Here is a 25762-nt window from a genome sequence, read left to right on the forward strand (position 1 = left end):
AAAAAAACGACTGAAGGGAACTTTCTACCGGAAACCTGCTCCAACAGATAAGTTAACACTGGAGCACATTATGAATGGTACTGGTGGTGTAATTAATCTGCCCCCGGAGAATATCAGCCCGGGTCCCATGTATGAATCTGATAAGGCATCAGCGGTGCCTGAGTTCACTGAGTCGGCGAGCAAGTTTCTGAAGTCTGCAGAGGTAGGGGCGTTTCTTGACAACGCCAGGGCCGTTGCCGCCGAGCTGCTTACCCCCGATGATCGTCTGGTGGATAGCTGGAACCTTCCCCATCAGCTTACTCCGCTCCACATTGCCTGCCTGGCAAAGGATAGGGTGCTGTTTAAGGCAGCACTTGCTGACCCTCAATGTTGGAAGATCATCGATCAATGCACCTCCGCAATTGATGTGGACGAACTGGCAATTACCAAGGATGATAAGAAAATGCCTGCCATGAACGGTGACACTCCTTTGCATTTTGCCCTGTTAAACAGCTGGAATGAGGGTGCTTTAAAATTAATTCACGAACTGTCAGCTGCTGGAAAAATCAATAATACGGTAAATAATACCGGCAGTAGTTTACTAAGCCTGGCCGCTGCGTATGGCAGCCTGGATGTGGTGTCCGAGCTTTGTAACTGTCTCAGGCGAGAGTTTAGCCTGGTTTACTTTGACGACTATCTGATGCACAGCACAGACAGCCAGAGCAGTCTGCTGCATCTCGCTACACAGCAACAAAATCCGAAGGTCTTTGAGTATCTGCTGGAAAATCAGCTGAACGCCACTGGTGGGTCAACACTGTTGCAGCTGAATAATGACGGGAAGACGCCAGCTGACCTGATTAAGGAGGTGTTGCTTGATATTCGCAGAGTTGCCCTGGAATCGGATGGTAATGTCAAGAGGTTAATCTATGCAAAGCAGCTAGAAGATGATCAGGCCAAAGCATTGGAAGACTATAAGAGTCAATTGGATAGAAATGATAGTTATACACAAAAATATTTTGAGGACCTCGGCTATCCTGATGGTCCCTGGCAAAAGTTTTATATGGAGAAAAAACACGAGGGCAAGCAGGATCAGTCACCTGAAACTTCCACTTGGACGTTCCCATGTAATCTGGTCTGATTTCTGAGCTGGCATGGCCACGGACTGCTCAGAAATTTAAAGCACACAATGCAAGGATGCTCTAAATGATGTGTTTGGGAGTTGCTGAACCCTTGGTGCCAAGTGTTTGCTGGAGTGCTTCCAGCTCTTTAAAGAGTGTTCTGGAAATAGCTTAAAAAACGGAACGGCTCAAACCACAGCATCATTCATTTAACTCATTGTTTACAGGCTATATAAACGACAAAACCCTCACGACAGGAATCGTAAGGGTCAAAGTGTGTGGCGGTGGGGCGGAAACCGAATGCGGAGTTTTTTGAAAATACACGCACTACACAATTTCCGAATCAGAAGTTCACCGAATCCGTTGTTTGCTAACAGGCCGCACAATTGCCCAGGCAGAAAACCCAGCCAGTACCGCCTTTAAATCAATGCCTGAGCTTTGATGCTCCAGTGTTGTCTCAGACACATCACTTGGATGATTTTCAGGCACTTGAGTCACTCCCATTGGTTTACAGAAGCCTTCAGGGTTATCATCAGTAACTTCACAACTTGGCTCAACAGTTGGCTCACCTTCAACCGGTACCAATTCTTCTTCAGGCACTTGTTGCTCATTGACGGGCACCTCTTCGACCGGAACTTCCTGCTGCTCCGCTTCAAACTCTGTAACGGTTACTTCACTGGAAGCCAGAGTTCTCTGCTGGGAAGCCGGTGTTAATCGTGCGAAGGCTTCTTGAGCATCTTCCGTAAACAGTGGTGTTTCCAGAGCCCTGGCTCGTGCTACCTGCCCCAGTCCCGATTCAGCAAAGAACTGCTGGGCAAAATTACTGAACAGGTTAGTCTGCTGTCCCCTGATCAAATCAAGGCCATTCTGTGCCAGAGAAACAACAAATGTTGCCTGTTGCGCTTCGGTACTGGCATTAAAGGTGAAGCGACCATAATCCCCGATCATGACATCCTCACTGAAGTCGCCATCAAAGAAGTCACCACCAAAATGTCCCTGCATACGATCCAGGCCAGAGCCACCAATCAAAGTATCAACACCACCAGTGAACAGGTCCACCGCTTCAATAACAATGGTTGATGGGCTGCGAGTCACCTGGGTGCCATCCCCCCCCCCATCAGATCATCACCAGCCTGACCATCCAGGAAGTCATCACCAAAGCCACCCATCATGATGTCACGGTTCAGACCTCCTACAATACGATCATTACCACCAATGGTTGTGCTTCCGGTCCGAACTGTGAGGTAACGCCCTGCTGAGTCATTAACAATGCTGCCATCGTCGCCAATTATGACGGTCTCACCCGATGTATTGTTCATCTGGTCATTGCCAACACCGCCAATGGCCTGATCACTGCCATTGCCCAGATTGATAACGTCATTCCCACCTGTACTGTTGCTGATATCGGTGCTGAAGACTTCGTTGCGAATACCATCAACAAAGTTAACTTGTCCGTTATCACCGATAACAGTGTCATTACCGTCCCCTGCCGTCAGTTCATCATTACCAAAGCCACCCAGAATCAGGTCATTGCCTGAACCGGACTCAATCAGATCGTCACCACCAAAGGCAAGGGCTGTGGATTCTGCACGGGTAATAATCCCGCTGTCATCATAGGCAAGAATGGCATTATCGCCAGCAATATGATCATTACCGCTGCCAGTGGTGATCTCATCATCTCCCTGCCCACCAAGGATACGATTATTACCGTTACCAGCTCTGATGGTGTCATCACCACCGGTTTCTGTATCAAGGCTGGTTAACTTAACCAGAATACCGTTGTCATAGGTCAAAGCACCGTTATCGCCAACAACGATATCGCTGCCTGAACCAGTTGTAATATCGTCATCCCCAACACCTGCCAAAATGCGATTGTCACCATCGCCTGCCTGAATAGTGTCACGACCACCCAGAGTTGTATCCGTACTGATAATCGTTATAGCAACGCCTGTCTCTGTATACGTCAATGACCCATTGTCGCCCAGCACATCATCAGAGCCTGAGCCGGCGGTAATCTGATCGTCACCAAGGCCGCCCAAAATCCGGTTATCACCTGCACCAACATCGACAATATCATCGCCAGAGCTGTGGCTGTCACCAGAGGCGGTACTCAGCACCTGCTGACCATTACGAAGATCTATTGCACCAAAGTCGGCCAGAATCCAATCATTCCCCTGATTGCCTTTAACATCATCACCACCTGCACCGGCAATAATAATATCATTGTCTTCATTCCCCTGGATGGTATCGCTATCACCCACGTTGGTGTCTGTACTGTATATACGAACGGCTCGGTTACTAACGAGAGCAATGGCACCAAGATCACCAATGATAATGTCATTATCAGACTCATCGATTATCGCCAGACGATTGACTGAGCCATCACCATAGAGTGAATCACTGCCGGCACCACCAAAGATAATGTCATCACCGGACTGCCCGGAAATGTGATCGTCACCGCCCAGGTCCGCGTCGATAGTCATAACACTGTCCAGTGTCGTCAGGTCAGTATCACCATCGACATAATTTAATTGACCACTGTCACCCAGTAGAATGTCATTGCCTGTGCCGCCACGGATAGTGTCGTCACCAAACCCGGCAATCATCACATCATCACCGTCACTGCCATCAACAATGTCATCTCCGCCCTGATCACGCTGGGAACTGTGAATACTGATTACCAGACCAGTGGTCAGAATCCGATTGGTATCCAGCTGTTGTACGATTTCACCCTTGTCACTCAGAATAATGTCATTGCCCTCACCACCATCAATAGTGTCACTACCCACCGTGAGCTGGTCTGCAGTATCCAGGTTGTCGTTGAGCAAATCGGCATTGTTTACCACGGTCAAAATTTGTGTGGAAAGATCCAGGCGAGTTGAAACATCCAGATTGAAACCGGAATCACCATAGATATGGTCATCGCCATCAAGACCATAGATCTTGTCATTACCAGAGCCTCCGGCAATATGGTCACTGTATTGGCTGCCAGTCAGCGTATCATTGCCCTGTCCACCGTAGATCACAACGGAAGCGCCGGCACCTGAAGCATTAATCACATCGTTGCCGGGGGTAGTAAACTCTCTGGCCTTTTCGGTCTTCTGGTCCGATGTTGCATTGTAAGTAGAACCGTTCTGAACAGAATCACCCAGGAGGATAAGTGCTCCATCACTGGCGCTATCATTAACGGTCAAGGTGTCATTACCACCACCGCCATGTACGACGGTGATCACATTGGAAGCGGTATTTTCAATGGTGAAGCTATCATCACCACTCCCCAGCAGAACTTCGAGCACTTCTATATCGTGATATTCAATACCTTTACCTGACGTCATACCGAGTCCGGTAATCGTATCCTCAGTCAACATACCGGAGTCATTCTGGATGCTGCCATCGTTAAAGACATTCAGTGTATCGGTCTGCTCATCTTCATTCAGTTCAATGTTAACCAGTGGCAATGGCCCGTCAATCTCTGTTGGCAACATGACGGCCTGTGTCAGTTCACGCTTTTTACCGTCTGGCGTGCCACCTTCGATAATCAGTTTGCCGCGAATATCTGAGAGCATATGAGGCTGCAATGGTGGGTTCTGAACCGGCTGAGAATCCGTTTCAGGCTGGAAGCTGGTGTTAGCAGCTAAAGTCAGCTCAATCGGTGTACCCCAGTCATCGATACCGAAGATCACACTATTGGTACTGGCATCAAATCGTGGATCAGTACTACTGAACAGTACCTGCCCATCATTCAGCAGGTTAACCGTTACGGGTGCTGTTGGCTGTTTACTCAGTGCAATCTGGTAAGCATCCTGTTTTGTCGAACTCACCAGTGTCGAGCCATTGGTCTGAGTAATAATGACCGAACCACTGTCGTTATCCACGACGTCAATATCCAGTGACACAATCTCTGCCGCATAGTTATTGGATGCAGAGAGCTTGATACCTGCACGATAGAGATTTTCAACCGTGCCATCGTCTGTTGCGGTCACCGTAAACTGGCCAGACCAGTTGGTGTGATCAAACGTCAGTGTATCGGTACTCAGGGTTAGCTGACTGCTCCAGTCAGAAGGAATAATCTCAGCCAGGGATACAGTAACAACCTGCCCAATTTCAGGGGTTGTTGCCAGGCGTACATCAAAGGTGATTTCACTACCACCTTCAACCACCGACAGGTTGCTGACGGGGCTGACAATAATGCCACCGATATCATTGTCATTAACGACTACTTCAACATTATCGATATCCAGCTGATCGAAGTCCGGGTTATCACTGCGAACACTGTGACCGATCACATAATCCCGTTGACCTTCGGCAGCTTGATCATCCACCGCCTTGATGAAGATTCTGGTGGCGTCCTCCCAGTTGGTTTCTGAGTCGTAGGCAATGACCAGAGACTCATAGAACGCCTGACCATCCAGAGAAATCAGAACACTGTCTGCCAACCCATTGGTTTTATCTTTATCGCTGCCAGAGGCTCTGGCAGCAGAAACGGTGACATAAGCAATGGTCGCATCCGACGGTTTTGGTGCATTCAGCTGCAGCTCATAGAAGTCAGTAACACCGCCTTCGCTGACCACAACCTCACCATCATCACGGTCAACACCAATGGCACCGTTTTCTTTACTGGCTACGTTCAGGGAGATGCCTTCCACAAAAATATCGTTGTAGGACAGGTCATCACTGAACACACTGTGGTTAACAAAGCTACTGCGGCCTTCTACTGAGTAGGAAACAATGGGCTTAGTCACATCACTGGCGATATTGAAGGTATCTGCACCCAAACCACCAATAATGGTGGTTTCAACATCATCACTGGTGCTGAGTACATAGAAGGTATCATCGCCCTCCAGCCCATCCACTTCCGCCTGTTCCACACCATCAAAACTGATATTCAAACCGGCACCGAAGATACCTTTTTCGGTGATCATGAAGTTGTCATCACCTTCGGTACCCAGAACCACAACAGAGTCCGTGCCGTTACCACCGTCAATTTTCAGCGGTGAATTAATACTGTATTGAATATCGTCGGCACCATCACCGCCGAACAACTCCACATCACCACCACCCGCGGTTTGCAGTGTGTTCTTTTTCAGGAAAGCGCGCACCACAAAACTGTCGTCGCCGTCCTCACCATAAAGTTTGGTAATGCCTTTATTGGAGTAAACTTTGATTTCGTCTTTACCATCCCCCCCATAAACAACCATGGGCAGGCTATTACCTTTACTAAGGAAGCCCAGGGTCGTTTCGGTGGTTTCAATTTCATCACCTGCAGCAACGGTGCCTTCCGCGGTATTACGATCCAACCCAAACAGCTGGCCAATCTGGAAACGGTCGTTGCCAGCACCGCCATCCAGCGTCGTAATAGTGCTGTTATCATCACTGAAGAAACTGTCATTACCATCAAGGCCATTCAGCGTCAGGCGGGCATTGATATTCCGGTCGTAGTTGATTCGTTCGACAGTCGATGTGTATTCACCCTGACTATCAGTATGCGTGGCTGCCACAAAGTTTGCTCGCAGCAGGAAGGTGTCAGCTTCAGAAGTACCATTGATGGTCAGAGTGTCTGCTCCATCGGCTTCAGAACCGGAATCACGGACATTAACAACATAGTCCGCGTTGTTACCAGTGCGATAGATCGTGTAAGTATCCGTGCCGCCTTCACCATCCAGCACAAAGGCATCTTCTACCGAACGGCTGACCAATTGGTTAATGGTCAGTAGGTCATTACCGGCACCAGTATTGACATCAACATCGCCATCAATATCCTGCACATCAAACAGGACTGCATCATCACCCAATCCAGTGCTCACCTGAATAGTGGCAGCATTCAGGCTGCCGTAGAGATTGATATCACCAGATTCACTGTCCACACTGCCAAGGTCAGTATTAAGGGTCAGCGTTTGAGCGGCGTTGAGCAGACCATCCAGATTCAGTACAAATTTATCACCAGCATTCAGAATCAGATTGCCCAACTCAGCATCGATTTCAACAGCATTCACCGTCAGATCATCACCTGTAGCCAGTGAATCCATTGCGGTCAACGTGATATCGCCAGCACTGGCGATAACATCTTCATTAATGGTGAGCGGGCTTTGTGCAACCAGTTCGATGGAGCCTTGCACCAGCAGACCTTCCATTTCATTACTGACGCCACCCACCATCAGGGCTCCGGTATTATTAAGAATAAGACTACCGACCAGTACTTCTGCTTCCAGATGGTCAATCAGCGTTCTGAGAGCATCATCAGCCGCGCCAATACCCTGGCCAGCAACAATGCGTAAGCCACTGGCCGTAATCGTGTCACCGAAGGCGGTACCATTCAGAACACGGCCATCAGCGGTAAGGTAGATATTGGCATCACCACGACCACTGCTATCGCTGTCCGCAACCAGACTGGCGATAGACAAATCGCCACGCACTTCTCTCAGGTACGTGCTCTTGCCGCTGAGGCTGGTCAGCTGTCCGCCGGTGGTATCAATTTCCAACTGATTACCCAGCTGGCCAATGGTGCCATTGGTGGCATTAAGGAAAATAGAAGACGCTGTAATATCACTATCACCGGTCAGACTGATCAGCTCATTATTATTGTCCTGATCGCCATCCAGAATGGATTGGGCTGACTTCAACATGACATTAGCATCGGAAGTAATCTGACCAACGCTCAGAGAGCTTTCTATTTCATTCAGATATACGTCGCTGCGTGTATTAGCAGAAACATCTCCGGTAAGTTTCAAATCCAGATAGTTATCAATCTGGTTCTGTCGGCTGCCAATACCGCCACCAGCAACCAGCATCAAATCCTGAGCACGGATATTGATGATCGCACTGTTGGCATCGTCATAAGCATCTAGAATATCGCCTGCTGCCTGCAGAGTCACCTTGCCTGCCGTCGTGCTGATTTTCTCAACAACAATATCTGCCTGCCCGGCACCGAAAGTGGTTGGAGTGAAGGAAGATAGTAATCCAGCAGTAAAGGTAAGATCACCGGTAGCGGCCACATCATCCAGATACAGATCGCCAATCGTCGTATTCTTACCCGCAATACTGACATTGCCTTCAACCTGCCAGATATCAACAGAACCCACGGTATCGACGCTCAGTTTTGCAGACTCCGCTACCTGAACGCGGAACCCTCCATCACCCTGGGAATAAATATTTCCACCAGTGATCAGAACAAGGTCGCCAGCACTGACCAGGGCAGCGCTATTGTGCTCACCGCTGTCAATCAATGCTCCGGCAACGTTCAGTCGCACCCAGCTTCCACCTACAATGTGATCAACGGACAGTGCACCACTATGTTCGATGGCAATGCCCTCTGTGGCTTGTGCCGTCAGGTTAACATCGCCTTGAAGGTTCAAGTCATCCCACAGCTGAATAGTGACTGAGTTCAGCTGCATTACCAGATCGCCAGAGTTCAGGTTAAACACACTGGCAGGCGCAACACTGGTCACACTGACGAGCTGCCATGGAGAACCAGCGTCGTCAAAGTTTTCTTGGGTAAGATCAATCGAGTCACTGGTGCCCGTGTATTGATAAAGAACGGGTACTCCATCCTGGTCTACCTGAACATAGTCACCATAGGTTACTGAGGTGAAACCATTAGCGGATGCATCCAGGCTGCTGATTTCTGTCCAGTTGCCATCTTTGTAATTGATATCTAGCTGGGAGATATCACCTGCCGTACCAGTGTATACATAGAAGACATAATCCGTGGCGACGACATCACTGCCTGTCGCCTGGGCGAGGACCTCTTTCTCACTCTCCTCCAGGGCAACAACACCACCGCTCATATCAATGGTGATACGGTCACCGGTCTGGCCTAAACCTCCATAAGCGTTAAGGATAATTGCACTGCCACTGACCAGTGCCTGGATATTGGCGGCTTCTGCTGAACCGGTATTTCCTGCGCCACCAATAATCGGGGTATCCGGGTAGAGCTTCGCAACAATACCCGGAGAAAGAATACTTTCAAATACAGGACGATTGGTGTTTACCTTCGCCTGAATACGGCTTTCGAATTCGCTGATAGTGCCAGCTGCAGAACTGACATCCGTCGCTATCCAGACCGCCAGCTGATCAAAGGCCATATCGTATTCAGAGGCAACCGTCAGGCTGCTATTCAGTGCCGCAATACGACTCTGAGCATCTGCCAGTTCATCGCCGGAAAGCTGTTCAAACAAATCATTGTATTTGTCGTACGCAGTAACATCGGACAGATAGTCCACCGAGCCATTATCTCGGAGGATATTCCAGTACTGGTGATACAGTTCAGTCACGGCATCCGCTTCATTGGTCACCTGTGATTCCGCATAAAACTGCTGGGCAGCAGAGGTATCGAGGCTGGAGGCACGTACTTCATCATCATTGGCATCCAGAATATCACCTCTGTTGGTGGTCAGCTGTACACCATAAGGTGAACTGCCACCGCCATCGACTTTTGCGGCAATAATCTGGTTCACATTCATATCACCAGCGTGCTCAGTCAATGCAACATTGCCCTGTGCCTCAACGGTGATATAACCCGCATCATTTCGTGTGGCCGAATCAATGATCAGGTGCCCAATATCACCACCAAGCGCCAGAAGCTCAATGACATTGGCAGAAATAGAGACCTCTTTATCGCCATTAGCTTTGAAGATGCCACCACCGGCATTGATTTCAATAGTGTGGCGAGCAGAGATTTCGTCGATGTACAGCTTGTTGGAACTGGTCTTCCCTTCTCCGGGATTATCATCCAGCACAACACCGAGATAGACACTGTCAGTATTAGACACCACGCGGTGACCTTGATCAGCAGTATTGCCCTCCAGAATCACACGGACAGTGCCTTTCGCTTCAATGTCTGCCTGAGAAGTCAGAGCATAAACACCATCACTCATGGTAATAGCACCATGGGTAGACAGAATACTTAAGGTACCCTCGTCAGCCATTTTGATCTTGCCGGCCAGGGTAATATCCCCTTTACTGGTGATATTCACATCGGGCTGGCTATTACCACTGAGGAAATCTATGGCAATGTCGTAGTCTGCTTTCAGGGAGTGGGTGTAATAATCTTTCAGCCCCTCAACCACAGTAATCTTGGTATGAACGGTTTTTTTACGGAGCCATCCACCACCTGTCGTCCATGATTCACGATCAAAGTCATAAATATTCGGATCACCCTCAGTCTGAATATAAGTCACCTTATAATCTGCAGACTCAGCCCCTTCAATTGGTAGCAGCACCGACTCGGATTCAAGCAGTGGTTTCTTATCAGTGAACTCAATGGTTTCCCACTTATAGCTCTTATCCTTAACCAGCCAGTCGCCAAACGAGTTATCACCAAACAGGTTAAAGCTCTTCTTCTCGTACTTGCGAACCGTTGTTTTGGTTTTGCTCTGCCCTTCTGTCCAGACATAGCGGGAACCGGTGGCAACTTTATAAGCAAAAGAATCCGCAGCACCACTGCTGGTGCTCTGTTGCGCGTATTCAATTCTGGCGATGTCATTGCCGGTGGCAGGAATCAATGTGCCAGTGTACTTCGTGTGAGTTGCGCCAGAACCATTGTATTGGTACTCATCCCTGGTCAGCTGCTTACTGTCAATGATGGTGATCTTGCCTTCGCGATATTGACGGTTATCGATATCGTTCATAACCAGCTCATGACCGCTGTTATTGTTGATATTGACAGATGCATAACCACTGGCCGCCACAATACGTCCATTACCAGTGCTGATAATCTGACCGGAAATCACGACTTCGCCACCGGCAGGCACAATGTCTTCAATAATGATTGCCTTTCGTACAGCATCCCAGTAACCATCCACGGGTACTTTGACATTACTGCTGTCATTCGGATTGGCAAAGCTGACACCCGCTATGGCCTGACCTTTCTTATTGGTCAGGTCGACATTTTTAGATCCACCACGGAAATTCTCATCAATCTCCAGATAAACCGTATTCACCCCACTCTGAATCAGCCCATTGATATTCAGGTAACGGGCGGTCAGAGTGATTTTGCCCATGGAGACAATCTGGGAGTTATCGACATTGATATTGGTGGTCAGTACGTTGTAGTTAGCCTTAAACAGTGTGTAGATCAGCGAGGTATTACTTAAACCCGTCTGATAAGAACGCGAGTTGCCTTCTTTGTTGTAAACAAAGTTACGCATCAACTGGTAATTAATATACTGGCGTGGATCTTTATTGGTATGAAACCAGGCATCCGAATTCAGAGAGAAATCACCAGCGGCAAAGATATTGACGGTCTCAGCACGAATCTGGGTAGAGACTTCAATGGAGCCTTCCCGGTTATTGATATAGGCCCCACCGTTTTCATTCACCACATTACCCTGAATGTACATCCCTTGAGGGATTTCAGGCAGTGTGAAACTACCGTAAGTATCTTTAATAAACTGCGGGTCACTGTCCTGATAAATAATAATTTCATTCAGTGAGTCAGAATTGCCGCCCTGGTCATCGGTGGACTGAGTACCACCACGGATGGCAATGGAATTAACATCCTTATAATTAATCTGAACGGCGCCCGGCGTATAGGTTTTGAGGGAGCCTCCCACCATTTCAACCCGCTGGGAGTCCCGAACAATGGCATCATTAACCCGTAAGGCAAACGGTGTACTGTTAACGATCTGAATCGTTGCACCTTCCCGGGCATGGAGGTTGTCCATATTGTCCTGGCCAGCCAGGAATTCAGCACTTTTGCCATCAATCTGCAGATAAACAGAGCCAGGTGCGGCATAAACATCTGGCAAATCGACCATCAGGATATCAAGCGCCTGATTGTAGACTTTACTGGTGGCATTGACCGTATTGGTATAATCCCAGGCACCCGACGTTGAGTTGGTTTTCTGCCATAACGTAGTGTCGGAATAGTCCGCTAGCTCAAGAATGCTTTCCTGTTTGATTTTGCTCTGATAGTAATTGCCATCCGGTGCCTTCACGATCTGGCCGACATTCACAGTATGGACATAATCAGACAGCCCAAGCTCATCAATCTTTTGATTGATCTCTTCCAGTTGAACCTGATAGCGGGCAATGGCTTCAGTGTTCGTACTGTGATCACGAATCCAACTCTCTACCTGAGCCTTTTGCTCAAACAGCACCGTACTTAAATTGGTAAACGTCAGGGTAGGTGAATCCAGCTCTCTGGGTTTAACCACAAAGAACTCACCGGTCATGGCGCTGGCAAGAGCGTCGGTGATAGAGCTTTCGTAAATCGGATAGCCCAGAGATTCAATCTGCGCCAATGTCAGATTCAACCTGGTCCAGCGATTTTTGTTACTGTAATTTTCCTGCTGCAAGTCGATTTCAGCGCTGTTCTGAGGGGTGTACTGGTAATAACTGCCGTTGTGCTCAATCACCGTATCCTGAGTGACCAGGAAGTTGATGGTGCTGAGCGCAAGCTCTTCCATCACATACACCACATCTTCTGGCAGTTCTGGAATAACCACTTCACCTTGCGCATTATCTACACCAAACAATAGTTTTTTATCGTCGTCGGTCAGCGCATCGATATTAATGACACCATCCGCACTCACTTTGCTACTGTCGCTAAGGATACTTTGTATCTCAGCCACCGGACGAATCTGCAGGAAGGTTTTATTATTAACGCCGGCTGTCACCTTGGCAGAATCTGCAACCGAGAACTGATTGTTGGAAGTGACAGAACCCTCACGGTCAATATCCACACCATAAGGCACACCGGATATAGACAGTGTCAGCCCCGACTCTTTCGCTCGTTCACTGCCACCAATGCCTTCACGAGCTTCAATGGTGATATCCGTCATGGACTTGATATCAGCATTGTTACCCAAAGTGATGGTATTGGTTTCGGTGATGTCGGCATCTGGAGTCGGCACTGCTACATTGGCAGAGGTGGAGACTGATGTCAGTTCCACATTGGCACTGCTCTCAAGAATATTCAGCACTCCCTGGCTACTCTTACCAGCGTAGAGATAGACGTCTCCAGCCTTCATAGTGGCGTTGGCAATGCTGACATTATTTCGAGCATTCGTTGTAGCAATCGCAACACCGGTAGCCGCACTGGACAGTCCGGAAACCGCAAGAATATCGGCACTGGCCCGGTTCTCGGAATCCGTTTTCGCGGTCACAAATACTTTGCCCGTGACGTTTTCTATCACCGCACCATCGATATTCACCCTGGCATCAGAATTGGCTTCTACCTTGCTGGTCGCAGCATTGATGCCACCCACTGCACTGACGGTTTCCAGCGTAATACTATCAACAGTAGTGATGTCATTCCGGGCTTCAATACGCAGGGAAGCTTTATCGTCATAGCTGCCTTCTGCAACCAGTTGCACATCATCGGTCAGGTTTATACGCGCATGATTGTTCAGGATGGTCTGGCTCACCATCACATTGACACCCACAATATTACCAGAACCGGTTCTCAGGGATTTACCGTTACTGAACCGTGATTTATCAAAGCGATTCAGGGCATTAATATTGATATCATGAGCGGTAATGGATGAAGGATTACCAGAACTCGGCAGGCCGGTGCTGGCACCAATATTCACATCCGCGTAACTATTAATAATGATATTCAGTCCGGCACCGGCACCAGAGGCTAACGCCACCGTGAAGGCATCGGCACTGGCATCGACGGTTTGATCTAGCGTACTGCTCAGGTCAAACTGATCTGCCTCAATCACAACACCCTTACCAATATTGGCAACGACAGCCTGGTAACTGGTGACATTACTCTCTGCTCCAGCACCAGCAACATAGCCACCGGAGGCCGCAATGGTTTCTGGCAGAAGGTCATCATTACCGGACGCTTTTACCGTAATACTGGCACCACTCAGTTGTGAGCCATCACCAATTTCCACCAGCACATCGTCAGAGCCATCATTACCCTGCTCAATATCTGCGATCATGGCACCGGCAGCAACCGCACCGGCAGCACCACCACTGGCATCGGCACGGGCATAATTGGTGGCATTGGCATTAATAACAATGTCATCAACCGCAGTCAGTTTGGCTGACTCTGTTACGGCTGACACCGTGGTGGTGATATCGACATCGGCACGGTTAGCGCTGGCAGCCGCAAGCGCCGCAGCAAAACCAAAGGCTTGTGTCTTATGAATGTTATTATCCGCCAGGGCATCGATATAAATATTCCGGGCTTCCAGCGAAGTATCTTTGACCTTGCTGGAAATCGAGCTGCGGACATCATTACGAACCAGGGCAATACCAAGCGCGCCACCAATGCTGGCACTAAGTGCCACATTGGTCACATTGATGCTTAAATCGGTCGCTTCACTGGCTTTAAGATTGATATCCCCCATAGAGCCAATCACAGCGCTGCTATTATCACTGCCACTGAGGGTTGCATTCACCTGATTATTGACCAGATTAGTGATATCCACACCACCACCGCTGGCACCGGCCAGACCGGCACTGAAGGTCACCGCTGTCGCATCAACATTTGTCATCAGGGCATTGGCATGGCTGGCAACCTCAATATCATTGCCGGCAAATACCCGGTAATCCTGATTAGCAATACTTTGGCTGTCGTCTACATTCAGCCAGGCACTCACGGCCATAGCCATGGTGTTATCAATATCCGTTGCGGAGATGGAAAAGGAGCCACCCAGTCCAACAGCTGCGGATATGGCAGCAGCAATGGCATCCGCTTTAACCACCTGACCATCAGCATCAGCAGTGATGGCAATATCATTACCAGCCACCATGGCGGAGTTATTGACATAAGCAGAGGTGCTGCCACCGATGGTATTGTCAAGATCAATGCCAACGCCAGCACCAGCGATCGCAAACTTACCGGCGGCAACGGCAACACCCGCACCATAAACGGTGCTGTCAATAGTCGACAGTGACTGGGCATCAACAACAATGTCGTTGAGTGAAGTTATCTGCGAATCTTCAATGTAGGCGGAGGTAATATGATTGGATCCGATAGTATTTTCGGACAGCGTTACACCGATGGCTGCTGCAGCACCACCCTTTCCGGCTCCCACAGAGCCACTGGCAGCTCCAACGACTGAGGTAATAGCAGCATGATTAACCGCGGTAACAGAAACATCCTGATCGCCATAATCTGCATTGGCATAAACCAACTCCCAGTCTGCAGGTGTTGTACGTTTAACTTCGTCAAGATCTAACAGCGCCCAATCCGGTTTGAGTGCTGACACACCCGCAGCATCCAGCCCCGCCTCAGCAGCGGCACTCTCTGCCAGTAACGCGGCATCATCTGCTGCCGATCTGGCTGATGTAGAGATGGCATTCCAGACATCGGCCTCTTCCTGAAGTTGGTCAGCGGTTTCCTGAAGCTTCACTACGTTCTCAAGCTCGGCCTGCCATGCAGCAACGGCTAGCTCTGCCGCTTCGGCTTTTGCTACCGCGTTTGATGTACTGGCATTTAATGATGCCTCTACCGCAGTATCAGCAAGGCCAGCCAGTCGATCTGCATCAGTCTGGGCCTTATCTGCCAATTTCTGGGCAGCATCCGCATTACTCTGAGCTGTGCTGGCAAGACTTTCATATCTACCCGCTTCTGCTGCTAACGCTTCAGCACGCAGCGCAGCGGCTACAGCAATAGCTTTCTCCAGCGAAAGCTCTGTTGCGCCATTATTGCGATAAGTACCATCAATAAAGTAGAACTGCTCACCACTCTCTACCGATGTTTCTGCCACGCCCACACGACTGCCATTTTCATCGTACTTGTAGCCGTCTGACTCGAAATCAGGAGAAAGATCAAGATCACTGCCAATATAGCGATAGACGCCATCGGCAAATTCAACCAGGTCACTTTTCAACAGCTCATCAGTCAGGCTTGAACCCGCATAATCAGAACGGGGAACCAGTGTAATGTTTGAATCACTGATCAATGCCTGACTGCTGTTGTTTATGGTATTGGTACCTTTTACACCAGCACCGGCGAGTGAGACACCAACTTTACCAGCAGCAATGGCAACAGAAGCCGCTTCAGCCTTTAAGTTAACCGTTGTACCTTCATGGGAACCAACGGTCACACCGCCATTTCTGGCTTGAATATCCAGATATTCAACATTTGCGTAAATTTGATTAGCAACGGTGTTAGTGGCTTCTACCGCACCAACGGTCAGCGTACCACCAAATGACTCACCAACCGCTGCCCCTAAAGAAACGCCGACGACCTGGGCATCAATAGTAGACGTATCGGTTGCATTAACAGCCAGGGACTCAGAGAGGAATTTGGGCCTGCCAGTATTTTGACCTGTAGCCTTGGCGCCTGCGATTGAATCAATAGTGTTCTCTGCAACTGAAGCCGCTACAGCAAGCGATACGCTGCCACCACTGGGTGCAAGACCAAAGGCAAGGCTCGCAGAAGCCGCTACAGATGTGATGGACGCACTGTTAATGGCATTAACTGTAATTTTGCCTGCATTGACATCTCTGCTGTTATCAATCCAGGCCAGCGTTTCACCATAAATCTTATTGGTCGCACCAACTCCGGAGCCACTACCAGCCAGACCCGAGCCATTAGTGCTAACCACAACAGCCGCCGAACCCGCTCCCACTTCAGCATCGACGGTCATGTCATTCGTCGCATCAATATTCAGATCACCATCAATGGTCAGAGCGCTATCCTCCAGAAGAGCTTTGACTCTGAGGCGATCATCACTTGTACCAATAGTGTTTTCGGTGATGGCTGCACCAATGGAAATACCGGCACTGCCACTGCCGGAGTCTGCCGCAACAGCCACAGAAACAGCTACTGTCGTTGAATCTATATCCGACTTATTGGTCGCTTTAATGGAAACGTCGCCATTGCTGAACAGGTCACTGCTTTCAACCAGGGCTTCGGTTGAGCCACCAATGGTACTGCCAGCATAGGCTCCACCGCCACTCAAAGAGATTGTGCCAGAAGAGCCAAACGTAGCAGCCAGAGAAGCAGCAACGGAATGTGCCTTGATGGTGTTATCGGATGTAGCAGACAAAGTCACACTACCGTTTAATTGATCTTCCGTACCTCCATTCACATGGTCAAGCCTGGCCACTGTATCAATATCAACCTTGTTTTCAGCCAGAGAAACTCCAACTGTAAGCCCGGCAGAACCTGAACCCGCGGCATAACTGCCAGCAAGCGAAGCACCTACTGCAGTACTGGTGATTTTTGAGGTATTGGTGGCTGTCAGGCTCAGGTCGCCCACCATAATCCGATCACTGCTGACAGTGGCCTGGCCGGTTGGCACATTATCGATAAACGAAGCAACCTGGCCAAAGATGGTATTTTCAGCACTGGCACCAGAACCACTGCCGGCAATGGCAGCCTGACTACTGCCGGTTACCGCTGCAGAACCAGCACCACTGTTGGCATTAATGGTCATATCACCGGTCGCAGAAAGGGTCAGCTTACCCGTGGTATCAACCCGGGTATTTTCCAGATACGCCTTCACTCCCAGTGGGTCATTTTCAGCACCAATCTGGTTACTGGTGACTGCGGCACCAATGGAAACACCCAGACTTCCACTACTGGTATCTGCAGCAGCGGCAACGGAAGCCGCCACAACTGAAGCATCAATGGTTGATGTATTGGCAGCAATAACGGAAAGATCAGAATTGCTCTTGAGGCTGCTGCTACGGACAACAGCGGACGTATTCCCAAGAATCGTATTATTTGAGGAAGCACCGCCACCACTTAATGCTACAGAACCGCCCGATGCAGAGGAGTAGCTGGCTGACAGTGAGGCCGATACTGAAGTGGCGATGATCTCAGCGTTAGATGACGCACTCAATGAAACAGAACCAGTTTTACGACTTGAGGAACCTGCATCAACGTTATCGATAATCGCTTTGGTATTGGTATTCACCTCATTTTTTGCAAGAGAGACACCAATGCTCAATGTGCCAGTACTGGATGTTCCGGAATAGGCACCGGCAATGGTTGCACCAACAACGGTACTGAGAATGTCTGAGTCATCTTTAGCGTCAATAGTGAGTTTATCGGCCAACAGTGTGTGCCCATCTGCGTTGGCCTTAACAGCCGATTCAATATCAACCTTCACCGTGTTTTTGGCATCAGCACCTACGCCACTAAGCCCAGCCCCAATACCAGACTCCGATTTGGCGACAGCCACAGAAGCAGCGGTAATCACCGATGCAATATTCTGAGTACTTTCTGCATTCGTACTGACTTCGCCAGTGACGTCTATATCCGAGTTATTAATGACTGCTCGTAAACTGTTGGCTTTGTCGCCATTGTCCGGATCACCACCAATGGTGTTCTCAGCAAGGCTGACGCCGATACCTCCCACTACACCAGCACCGGTCGTGGCATTGGCATAAGCCAGGTTAGCAGCGACAACCACACCCGTAACCGAACCATCGACATCCGCATCCAGAAACACACCGATCGCTTCGTCTGAAGCGTCCTGATTGGAAGTAGCCTGTTTAATGATTGAACCATCAACCAGCGCCTCGGTGTCTCCATAGACTTGGTTGTTCGCCTCAGCACCGGAGCCGGTTAACGTAACGGTTGTATCTGCACCGGTTTGAGACCCAATAGCGGCACCAACCACAACGGCAGTAATATCGGTTTCATTATCAGCGACAATGTCCAGACGAGCGTCATCAAGGTGCCTGGCAGGCAGTGTAATTACACTGTCGTTCATAACGCGGGCACGTGTGTTCATGCGCACCATGTTATTGCTGATGGCCGCACCAACGGCAATCCCTACTTTGGTGTCAAAGTCCGGTTTGGAGTCTTCTGCAAACGATGCACCCAGTGCGACAGATACCATATCTGCCTCACTTTTTGCCTGATGCTTAATCTTTCCGGTTTCAACGGTTAGGTCGGTACCGCTGATCAGGGCATCTATGTCGCTATTAATGTTATTTTCAGCAATCGTCGCACTGACAGCACCGTTACCGGCATAGGCGACACCCAGGGCAACGGCATAAACCTCTGATTCATCTTTTGCCTCTATACTGACAGCAACATCGCTACCGTTTTTACCGGTGACCGTTAGATCATCGACATCAATAAGATAGGCATCGATATCCGCCGTCACATTGTTGACCGACACGTTTCCTGTCAGGGCTATACTGCTGGAGTTGCTTTCCACTGAAGACTTAGCGATACCGGCGATGGAAGCAGCCACTGAACTGGTAATTACAATACTGTCGTTTTTCGCCAGCACATCCAGCGTTGTCAGATTCACCGATCCAACATTGCTAATACCGGAGCTCACGGTAAATGTCGCATCGTTCATTAAGCCAATGCCAGCAGCAGCCAGGGCAACCTTGTTAGCGCTGGCGCTGGCATAGGTAATTGGGAAGGCAAACACACCGCTGCTTTCCGTGGCTTTCAGGGAAAGATTCTGAGCATTGAAACTGGAGAGATTCAGAATACCGGCAGCAGTAGTGCTATTTATCGTGTTAAAAATAAACGCACCTGCTGCACTGATACCATAAGGTGTGTTTTCTGTCTTAGGCGTTTCTCCACCTGATGGTGTCACCTTACCGGTTGCCCAGGAAGCACTGAGCGCTGTCCCAATAATCAGGCCACCACTGTCCGCTGCAATGCGCGCGTCACCATTAACGATCACTGAGCCCGCTTCAGTCGTATTGTCTTCAGAACCCACCAAAGCCTTAGTTACTTTGGTGATATCACTGACCGCTGCTGACGCCCCCACACCCAGCTTTCCTGCACTGCCCATCGCACCTGCTGCAACAATCAGATCAACCCGGTTATCAGCAACAACCGACAGCCGTTCAACGCTGACATCCCCATCATCTGCGCCAGCAACCAAAGTGACTCCAGACTGAATCAGGGCAATGGTTGTGCTATCAATGGTGTTCTGCATATAGAGGCCTGCGATACCCAGACTGGCTGTACCTGAACCTCCGGCGTACCCGAGATTCACGGCAAAAACATCGCTATCCGCTTTAACGGAGACCTTATCTGCATAAATGTCAGCACCCGTCTCTATCAGAGCCGTGCTGGTATTAGTAATATTATTCAGGAAGACACTGGCACCGACACCGTTACCACTCTCTGAAGCGCCAAGCAGTTTGTAGAGCTTATTGATTTTTTCAATAGACGACGTTGTAGCAGTTTTATTACCCACCCAGTCTACTGATTGATTATTGGTATTTGAGGTAATAGAGAGATTACGTGAAGCAGAAGCATCGGGCGCATCACTGAATGAATCAAAAGCAGTGATAAAGTCAGCTTTCTGATTAATCTTCACTGGCCATTTAACCAGGGCATTCGCTGTTTGTTTTGAATCCAGATATGAGAAATTCAGTGCAAGAGACGTTTTCGCTCCGGCGGCTTCCGATTTGATATCGTTATCCAGCAAATACAGGTCTGAATCACCGTCAAAGAATTGATAGGGAAGACTACTGTATTGATTACCTAATAGTTCCCAGCGGGTTCCATCACTGAAATTCTCTGTAGCCAGAGTGAGAGAGCTGCCATCAAGCCCCTTAAACTTGTAAACAGCACCAAAATAACCAATATCTGGTGGTGTACCTGTAGCTCCCCACTGATAATCCGAATTATCAAATCGAATCAGATCACCATTATCAATGCCATAGTTTCCACCGATTTCAGACTTATCAACCAACTTGGGTTTTACGTATTTTATAGTGGTATCCGGCGCAATCAGGCCGGTTAAGTTTTGAGCCGTTGCATTGACATTAATGGCACCCAGTGCATCAAGCTCAGTATTGCCCCGAACCTGTGCCTGGGCATTGTTATCTAATGACGCAATGGTAACCGAGACAGCAGCACCAAACGGAACCTGCTTAAACTCGCCACTGCTGGTATCAGTTCCTGCCGTACCTTCTACCTGACTTAATTGAGATGGTGTACTGGACGTAGAAGATGTTGCAGTTAACAGACGACTCTCGGCGGTTGCCAGTAAGTCAAGGCTGCCACCTGCATTAATATCACTGTCAGCACTCTCCTGACCAAGATAAGCATGCACCTGGTTACTGTCTTCTGCATACACAAAAGCAATACCGACGGTGGCTTTTGTCGGCTTGAGACGATCGCTGGGCTTAACCTTTTTCTGCAGCCACTTGCCTAAGGGCGCTTTTTTATTAAAGGCAACCTTCTGTTTGGCGGCATCTTCATACTTATCGAGAACACTGGGCACTCGATCAACAATGGCTTCAGAACTGGTCGGATTCAGCTCCGCCTGTCGCTGGGCCGCTTCTACAATCACATCCCCATTAACCAGAACATCACCGGCAAGCACAGCTTCGGTATGACCACTTTCAACCTGGACCGCGACACTTGCTGCGACCTTGCCTGAATTACCCGCCTCACTGGCAGCAGACACCAGGCTGTAATCCACCGTTGCCGCCTTAACTGTCAGGTTTCCACCTGCGGTAATGCTACTGCCGCTGTTCACTATCACCTGGGAGTTTGAATTCAGCACACCCACAGCAACACTGCCGGCAAAGCCCTTCAGGCCAAACAATGGCTCAGCGTCAATATTCAGGTAATTATCTGTCTGACCGGTAATACTGATATTACCTTCCGCGTCCAGTGTTCCCTGAATATCAATCACGGCGTCGGTATCCAGCACCCCGACAGCCACCGCAAGACCGATGGAAATGGGTGAAGCATTGACTCTGGCGATGGAGTTGGCATGGATGGTGATGTTATCACCCTTGAGGGTGGCACCACTGGAGATGGTAATTTTGCTGGTCACATCGGAGCGACTGACGCCAGCAATCAGCTTGAAGTCTTCCACTTCGTTTGCCAGATCATCGATGATGGGAATATTTTTACCAAAAACCCCATCATCGTTATTCATATCCCTGTCAGGGTTCGACTCCGCGCGGGCAAGAATATTGATATCTTTACCCTGAATCGTCACATCACCAATGGTTACCGTGGCTGATTGCAGGTCGACGTTATAGTACACGGGCAGTGCCGCCAAGATCGATGCAGCACCCTGTTCAAGGCTACCGTATATCAGGTTGCGACCATCAATGGCTTCAATGGTGATATCACCGCTGCTTGCCGTGTTTTGGCCAACCGCTGTGACATTGTTGCTTATCTCAACAATGCGGGCAGCAAAGCTAATATTACCGGCGCGATCTGTCAGACTACTGTTATCAGTTTGAATGCTGCCATTAACAGTAATCTTGCCATTCAATGCACGGAATTTAAGATCCCCTCCCGTCCAGATCAGATCGCTATTAATGGTGAGATCACCGCTGCTCTCTTTAACCGCAGCGTAGTTGCCACCGGTAATGGTTGCCCAGCCAAAATCACTGACCGTAAAGTCAGCACTGCTGCCGTAAAAGACAACCTCATTCGTATTGGTATTATCAATAAGTTCAACGGTGACTTTGTCAGTCGCTTCATCAGATCGCCCATCCACACTGAGGCGAATTTCATTATCACCCGAGCTGCCTTTCAAGGTGGCCGTTGAAGTGGCAGCATCCAGAACCAGATCCAGTGTCGCACTGCTGCCATCCAGCAACTCTGCTCCGTCGATAGCAAGCAGTTCAGCAGCTTCCAGATTACCGATGGTAACGGAGGATGAAACATCAATGGTTTGAGCGGAATCGGCTGGGTCAACATCCTGACCTGACCAGGTCAGTTTATCGTCTTCTATCACCAGTGTTGTATATAAGCTGGTTGTTTCAGCAGACAGAATATCCCGGCCGTCCTTCCCATCCACTTCAAGATCTTCGGAATCAATAATAAAGAAATCCGTCCCCTTAGAGCCGGTATATTTATCCTGACCTCCATTCCCTTTCTGACTGGTCAGTTGAATAGATGCCAGCAGGCTTAAACTCACGCCTTTAATAACCGTACCAGAAGTGCCAGAAGTAAAGCCTAAAACCGTAAGGATACTGTTGTCAGTACCAGCCACGCCCAGCGTTGACAGCCCATTAAATGTCAGTTCTGCAGAAGCCTGATCAAAACTGATTAAGGGATTATCACTACCTCTGTCGTCTGCAGCATTGATAAGATCAATTAATTCCTGCAAGGTTGAGGAGGAGCTGACATCGATATCAAGAATTGTGCTGCCATCTTCCAGAGTCAGCCTCAGAGTATGTTCAGAAAGCGCATTCCATCCGGCAATACTGTCAAGGCTGGTACTGGCGGATACTCCATGAAAGCCATCTGCATCCAGCACATCATTTCCAGCACCACCAATCAGGGCCGACGATTCAAAGCCCTGATGCGAAAGAATCGTTGCCCCCAACATTAACTGACTATTGTCAAGATCAAGGGTATAGCCACTGGCCGCATCAGCCACATTACTCACATCAGCGACAATCGTGTCGTAACCTTCGCCACCATCAATGGAGTCGGCGCTGATTGAGGTAACAAAAATAGAGTCATTGCCTTTACCGGCATTGATGATGTTTATGCCCTGGGCACCGGTAATAATATCGTTGCCACCAAACGTGGTGATTTCTGACTTCCCTGCAAAAGCAGATAGATCGACATGGTCTACTAATTCACTGCCTGACAGCTTCAATGTGTCATTACTGTCAAAGCTATTCAGGGTATCAACCGATTTATTACCGTTCGTTGTAATCGAAACGATATTGGCACTTTCACTGTCAGAGATTGATGAGGCTATTCCAGTTCCCGCATACAAACCGGTGAATTCAAGCTGCCACTTGCCATCAACGGTCTTACTGACAGCAATCTGGCCAAACGGTATGTTCAGTGCTTTTTCAATAGATCGAACAATATCCCAACCGTCTGCATCCCAGGCGATGGTGTCAGTGTTAAAAGTACCATCAGGTGTTGAAATCGATAACGTAAAACCAGTACTGGTTTTGCCGGTAGGAATATCAAATACCCAAACCTCGGAAGCCCCCTGAGCCAGATCAAGTTCATAACTCCCGGATGCATCTGATATCGAAGCTCGTCCGGCAAAATCTTCTTCGAGGGTATCCTGACCAGAACCACCGGTAATGGTATCTGCACCACCAAGGCTGCTCAGAGTATCGCCATAGGAGGATGCATAAAGTTCATCATCCAGCTCGGTACCAACCAGGGTAATGTCGTACTCTCGATGTGCGGCTGCATCATAATCTGCATGGGCAGGATCCAGGTCTGCTTCGTGCTTCGCATTCCTTGCATCCAGTCTATAACCTGAAACATCTCCCGCTTTGGCGATCGCTTTTAGGTAAACGGATTCAATACCCTCCAGAGTATCTAAACCGTCATTACCAATCGTCACCGTGTTATTTTCCAGCGTGAAGTCAGCAGCCCGGACTTCAATCAGCTGATCGTAACCATCACCACCTGTAATCTGATCAGCACCTGCTCCACCGATCAACAGGTCATTTTTGCTGCCACCAATCAGCGTATCATCACCACTGCCACCATCGAGATAGACATCAACCGTCGCTGCGGAAAAATCAAAGCGGTTATTGCTGTTATCGCCTCTTGCCGCCAGCAGATCTACATCCTTTGCTTCCAGCTTGCCACTGGATGTAAACGACCAGGCACTACCATCATTCGCCCAGGTTCCTGTTTCGTATTCAAAAACGTTGACTGCATCTCCCGCATCCACCTTTGTGGATGCATTAAGCTTCAGGTCACCATCGACCTGATCAAAGAGCACCGTATCAAAACCACCATTACCCTCGACCTTATCGCCAGCCCCGACAATGAACAGGTTGTCGTTGCCATCGCCTGTCAACGTATCACTGGCTTTGGAGCCAATAACGGTATTAAACCCGGTAATGCGATCAAAACCAGCGGCTGTTTCCAGATCCAGGTTAACGTCCACACCGGTCACTCTCTGACTGTAATCCAGATAATCTGAACCACTGCCACCCAGAATATCAAAACCGGAAAAGGTGATCTTTGTATTCGACGGTGTCTGTGTAATGCTGCCTTCAACACCTTCAAGGGTCGACAGAATCCCTTTACCATCTTCGTCTTTATCAATCAGCCAGTGATAATCATCATTAATGGCGGCCAGTACGTGTCTGGATTCATCGGCCTGATTTGTCTGTAGCGCTTCGACATCCAGAAATTCCACAATGCCATTAGCGCCCATGGAGCCTTCATTTGCGCCGTTAATCTGCCAGGCACTGTCTGTGACATTATCACCTGCAGCGACAGTATCATTACCGCCCCGCCCATCAAACTGAACCACAAAAGACTGCTCACCCAGATCAAGGAACGATTGATCAATCGTGAAACTGTCCGCACCTTCTGACCCTGTCACAGTGATAGTGCTCCCCGCCGCAATATCACTGATTTTCTTTTGACCCAACACTGTTTTATTTTCGTCGACCAAACGAAGATATTGTTGCTGATCAGTTTCATTAATAACGACCTGAAGTGTAACCTTGGCATCCTGCTCTAATTGGAGTGCGTTATCCTGCAGTGCAGCAATAGGGTCGGCTGAAAGCAGCAGTCGGGGCTCCAACTGCTCTAGAGTGAAGAAGTCTTCCAGCCTTTTACGACGCTCCTGCAGCCGTTCCTGCCGGAACATTTTCTCAAACAACCGGTTTAATTTAGGAAATAAGCCCTTACGAGCCGATGCAGCAATATCTGACGGGTATGATTTGCTGTTATGGGTTTGCTTATCCATTAGCCGGTCCGCTTGTTATTGTTCTGAATCCAATGGTTTCCAGTCTCAGGTGGTCAGGTCAAAGACTGGAGACCTTTTTCGATTAAAGACATCAACAACACCCTTACAGCA

At 49.0% G+C, this 25762-nt stretch carries 3 protein-coding genes; 1 reads left to right on the top strand and 2 read right to left on the bottom strand.

Annotation, left to right across the window (positions count from 1 at the left end):
• The first annotated feature begins 70 nt into the window (after positions 1 to 70).
• Positions 71 to 1117: an ankyrin repeat domain-containing protein gene (locus tag O3276_RS06620; protein ID WP_269674930.1), complete on the top strand. Its 1047-nt coding sequence runs from the start codon at positions 71 to 73 to the stop codon at positions 1115 to 1117.
• A gap of 331 nt (positions 1118 to 1448) precedes the next feature.
• Here the strand turns inward: O3276_RS06620 and O3276_RS06625 are convergent, their stop codons facing one another.
• Complete coding sequence (locus tag O3276_RS06625; RefSeq protein ID WP_269674931.1) at positions 1449 to 2192, bottom strand: hypothetical protein; 744 nt, start codon at positions 2190 to 2192, stop codon at positions 1449 to 1451.
• Entirely contained in the window at positions 2189 to 25651 is a 23463-nt protein-coding gene (locus O3276_RS06630; protein WP_269674932.1) for an LEPR-XLL domain-containing protein, read from the bottom strand. The genes O3276_RS06625 and O3276_RS06630 overlap by 4 nt, the downstream gene beginning before the upstream one ends.
• Positions 25652 to 25762 lie beyond the last annotated feature (111 nt).

The sequence above is a fragment of the Endozoicomonas sp. GU-1 genome (assembly GCF_027366395.1).
Taxonomy (GTDB): Bacteria; Pseudomonadota; Gammaproteobacteria; order Pseudomonadales; family Endozoicomonadaceae; genus Endozoicomonas.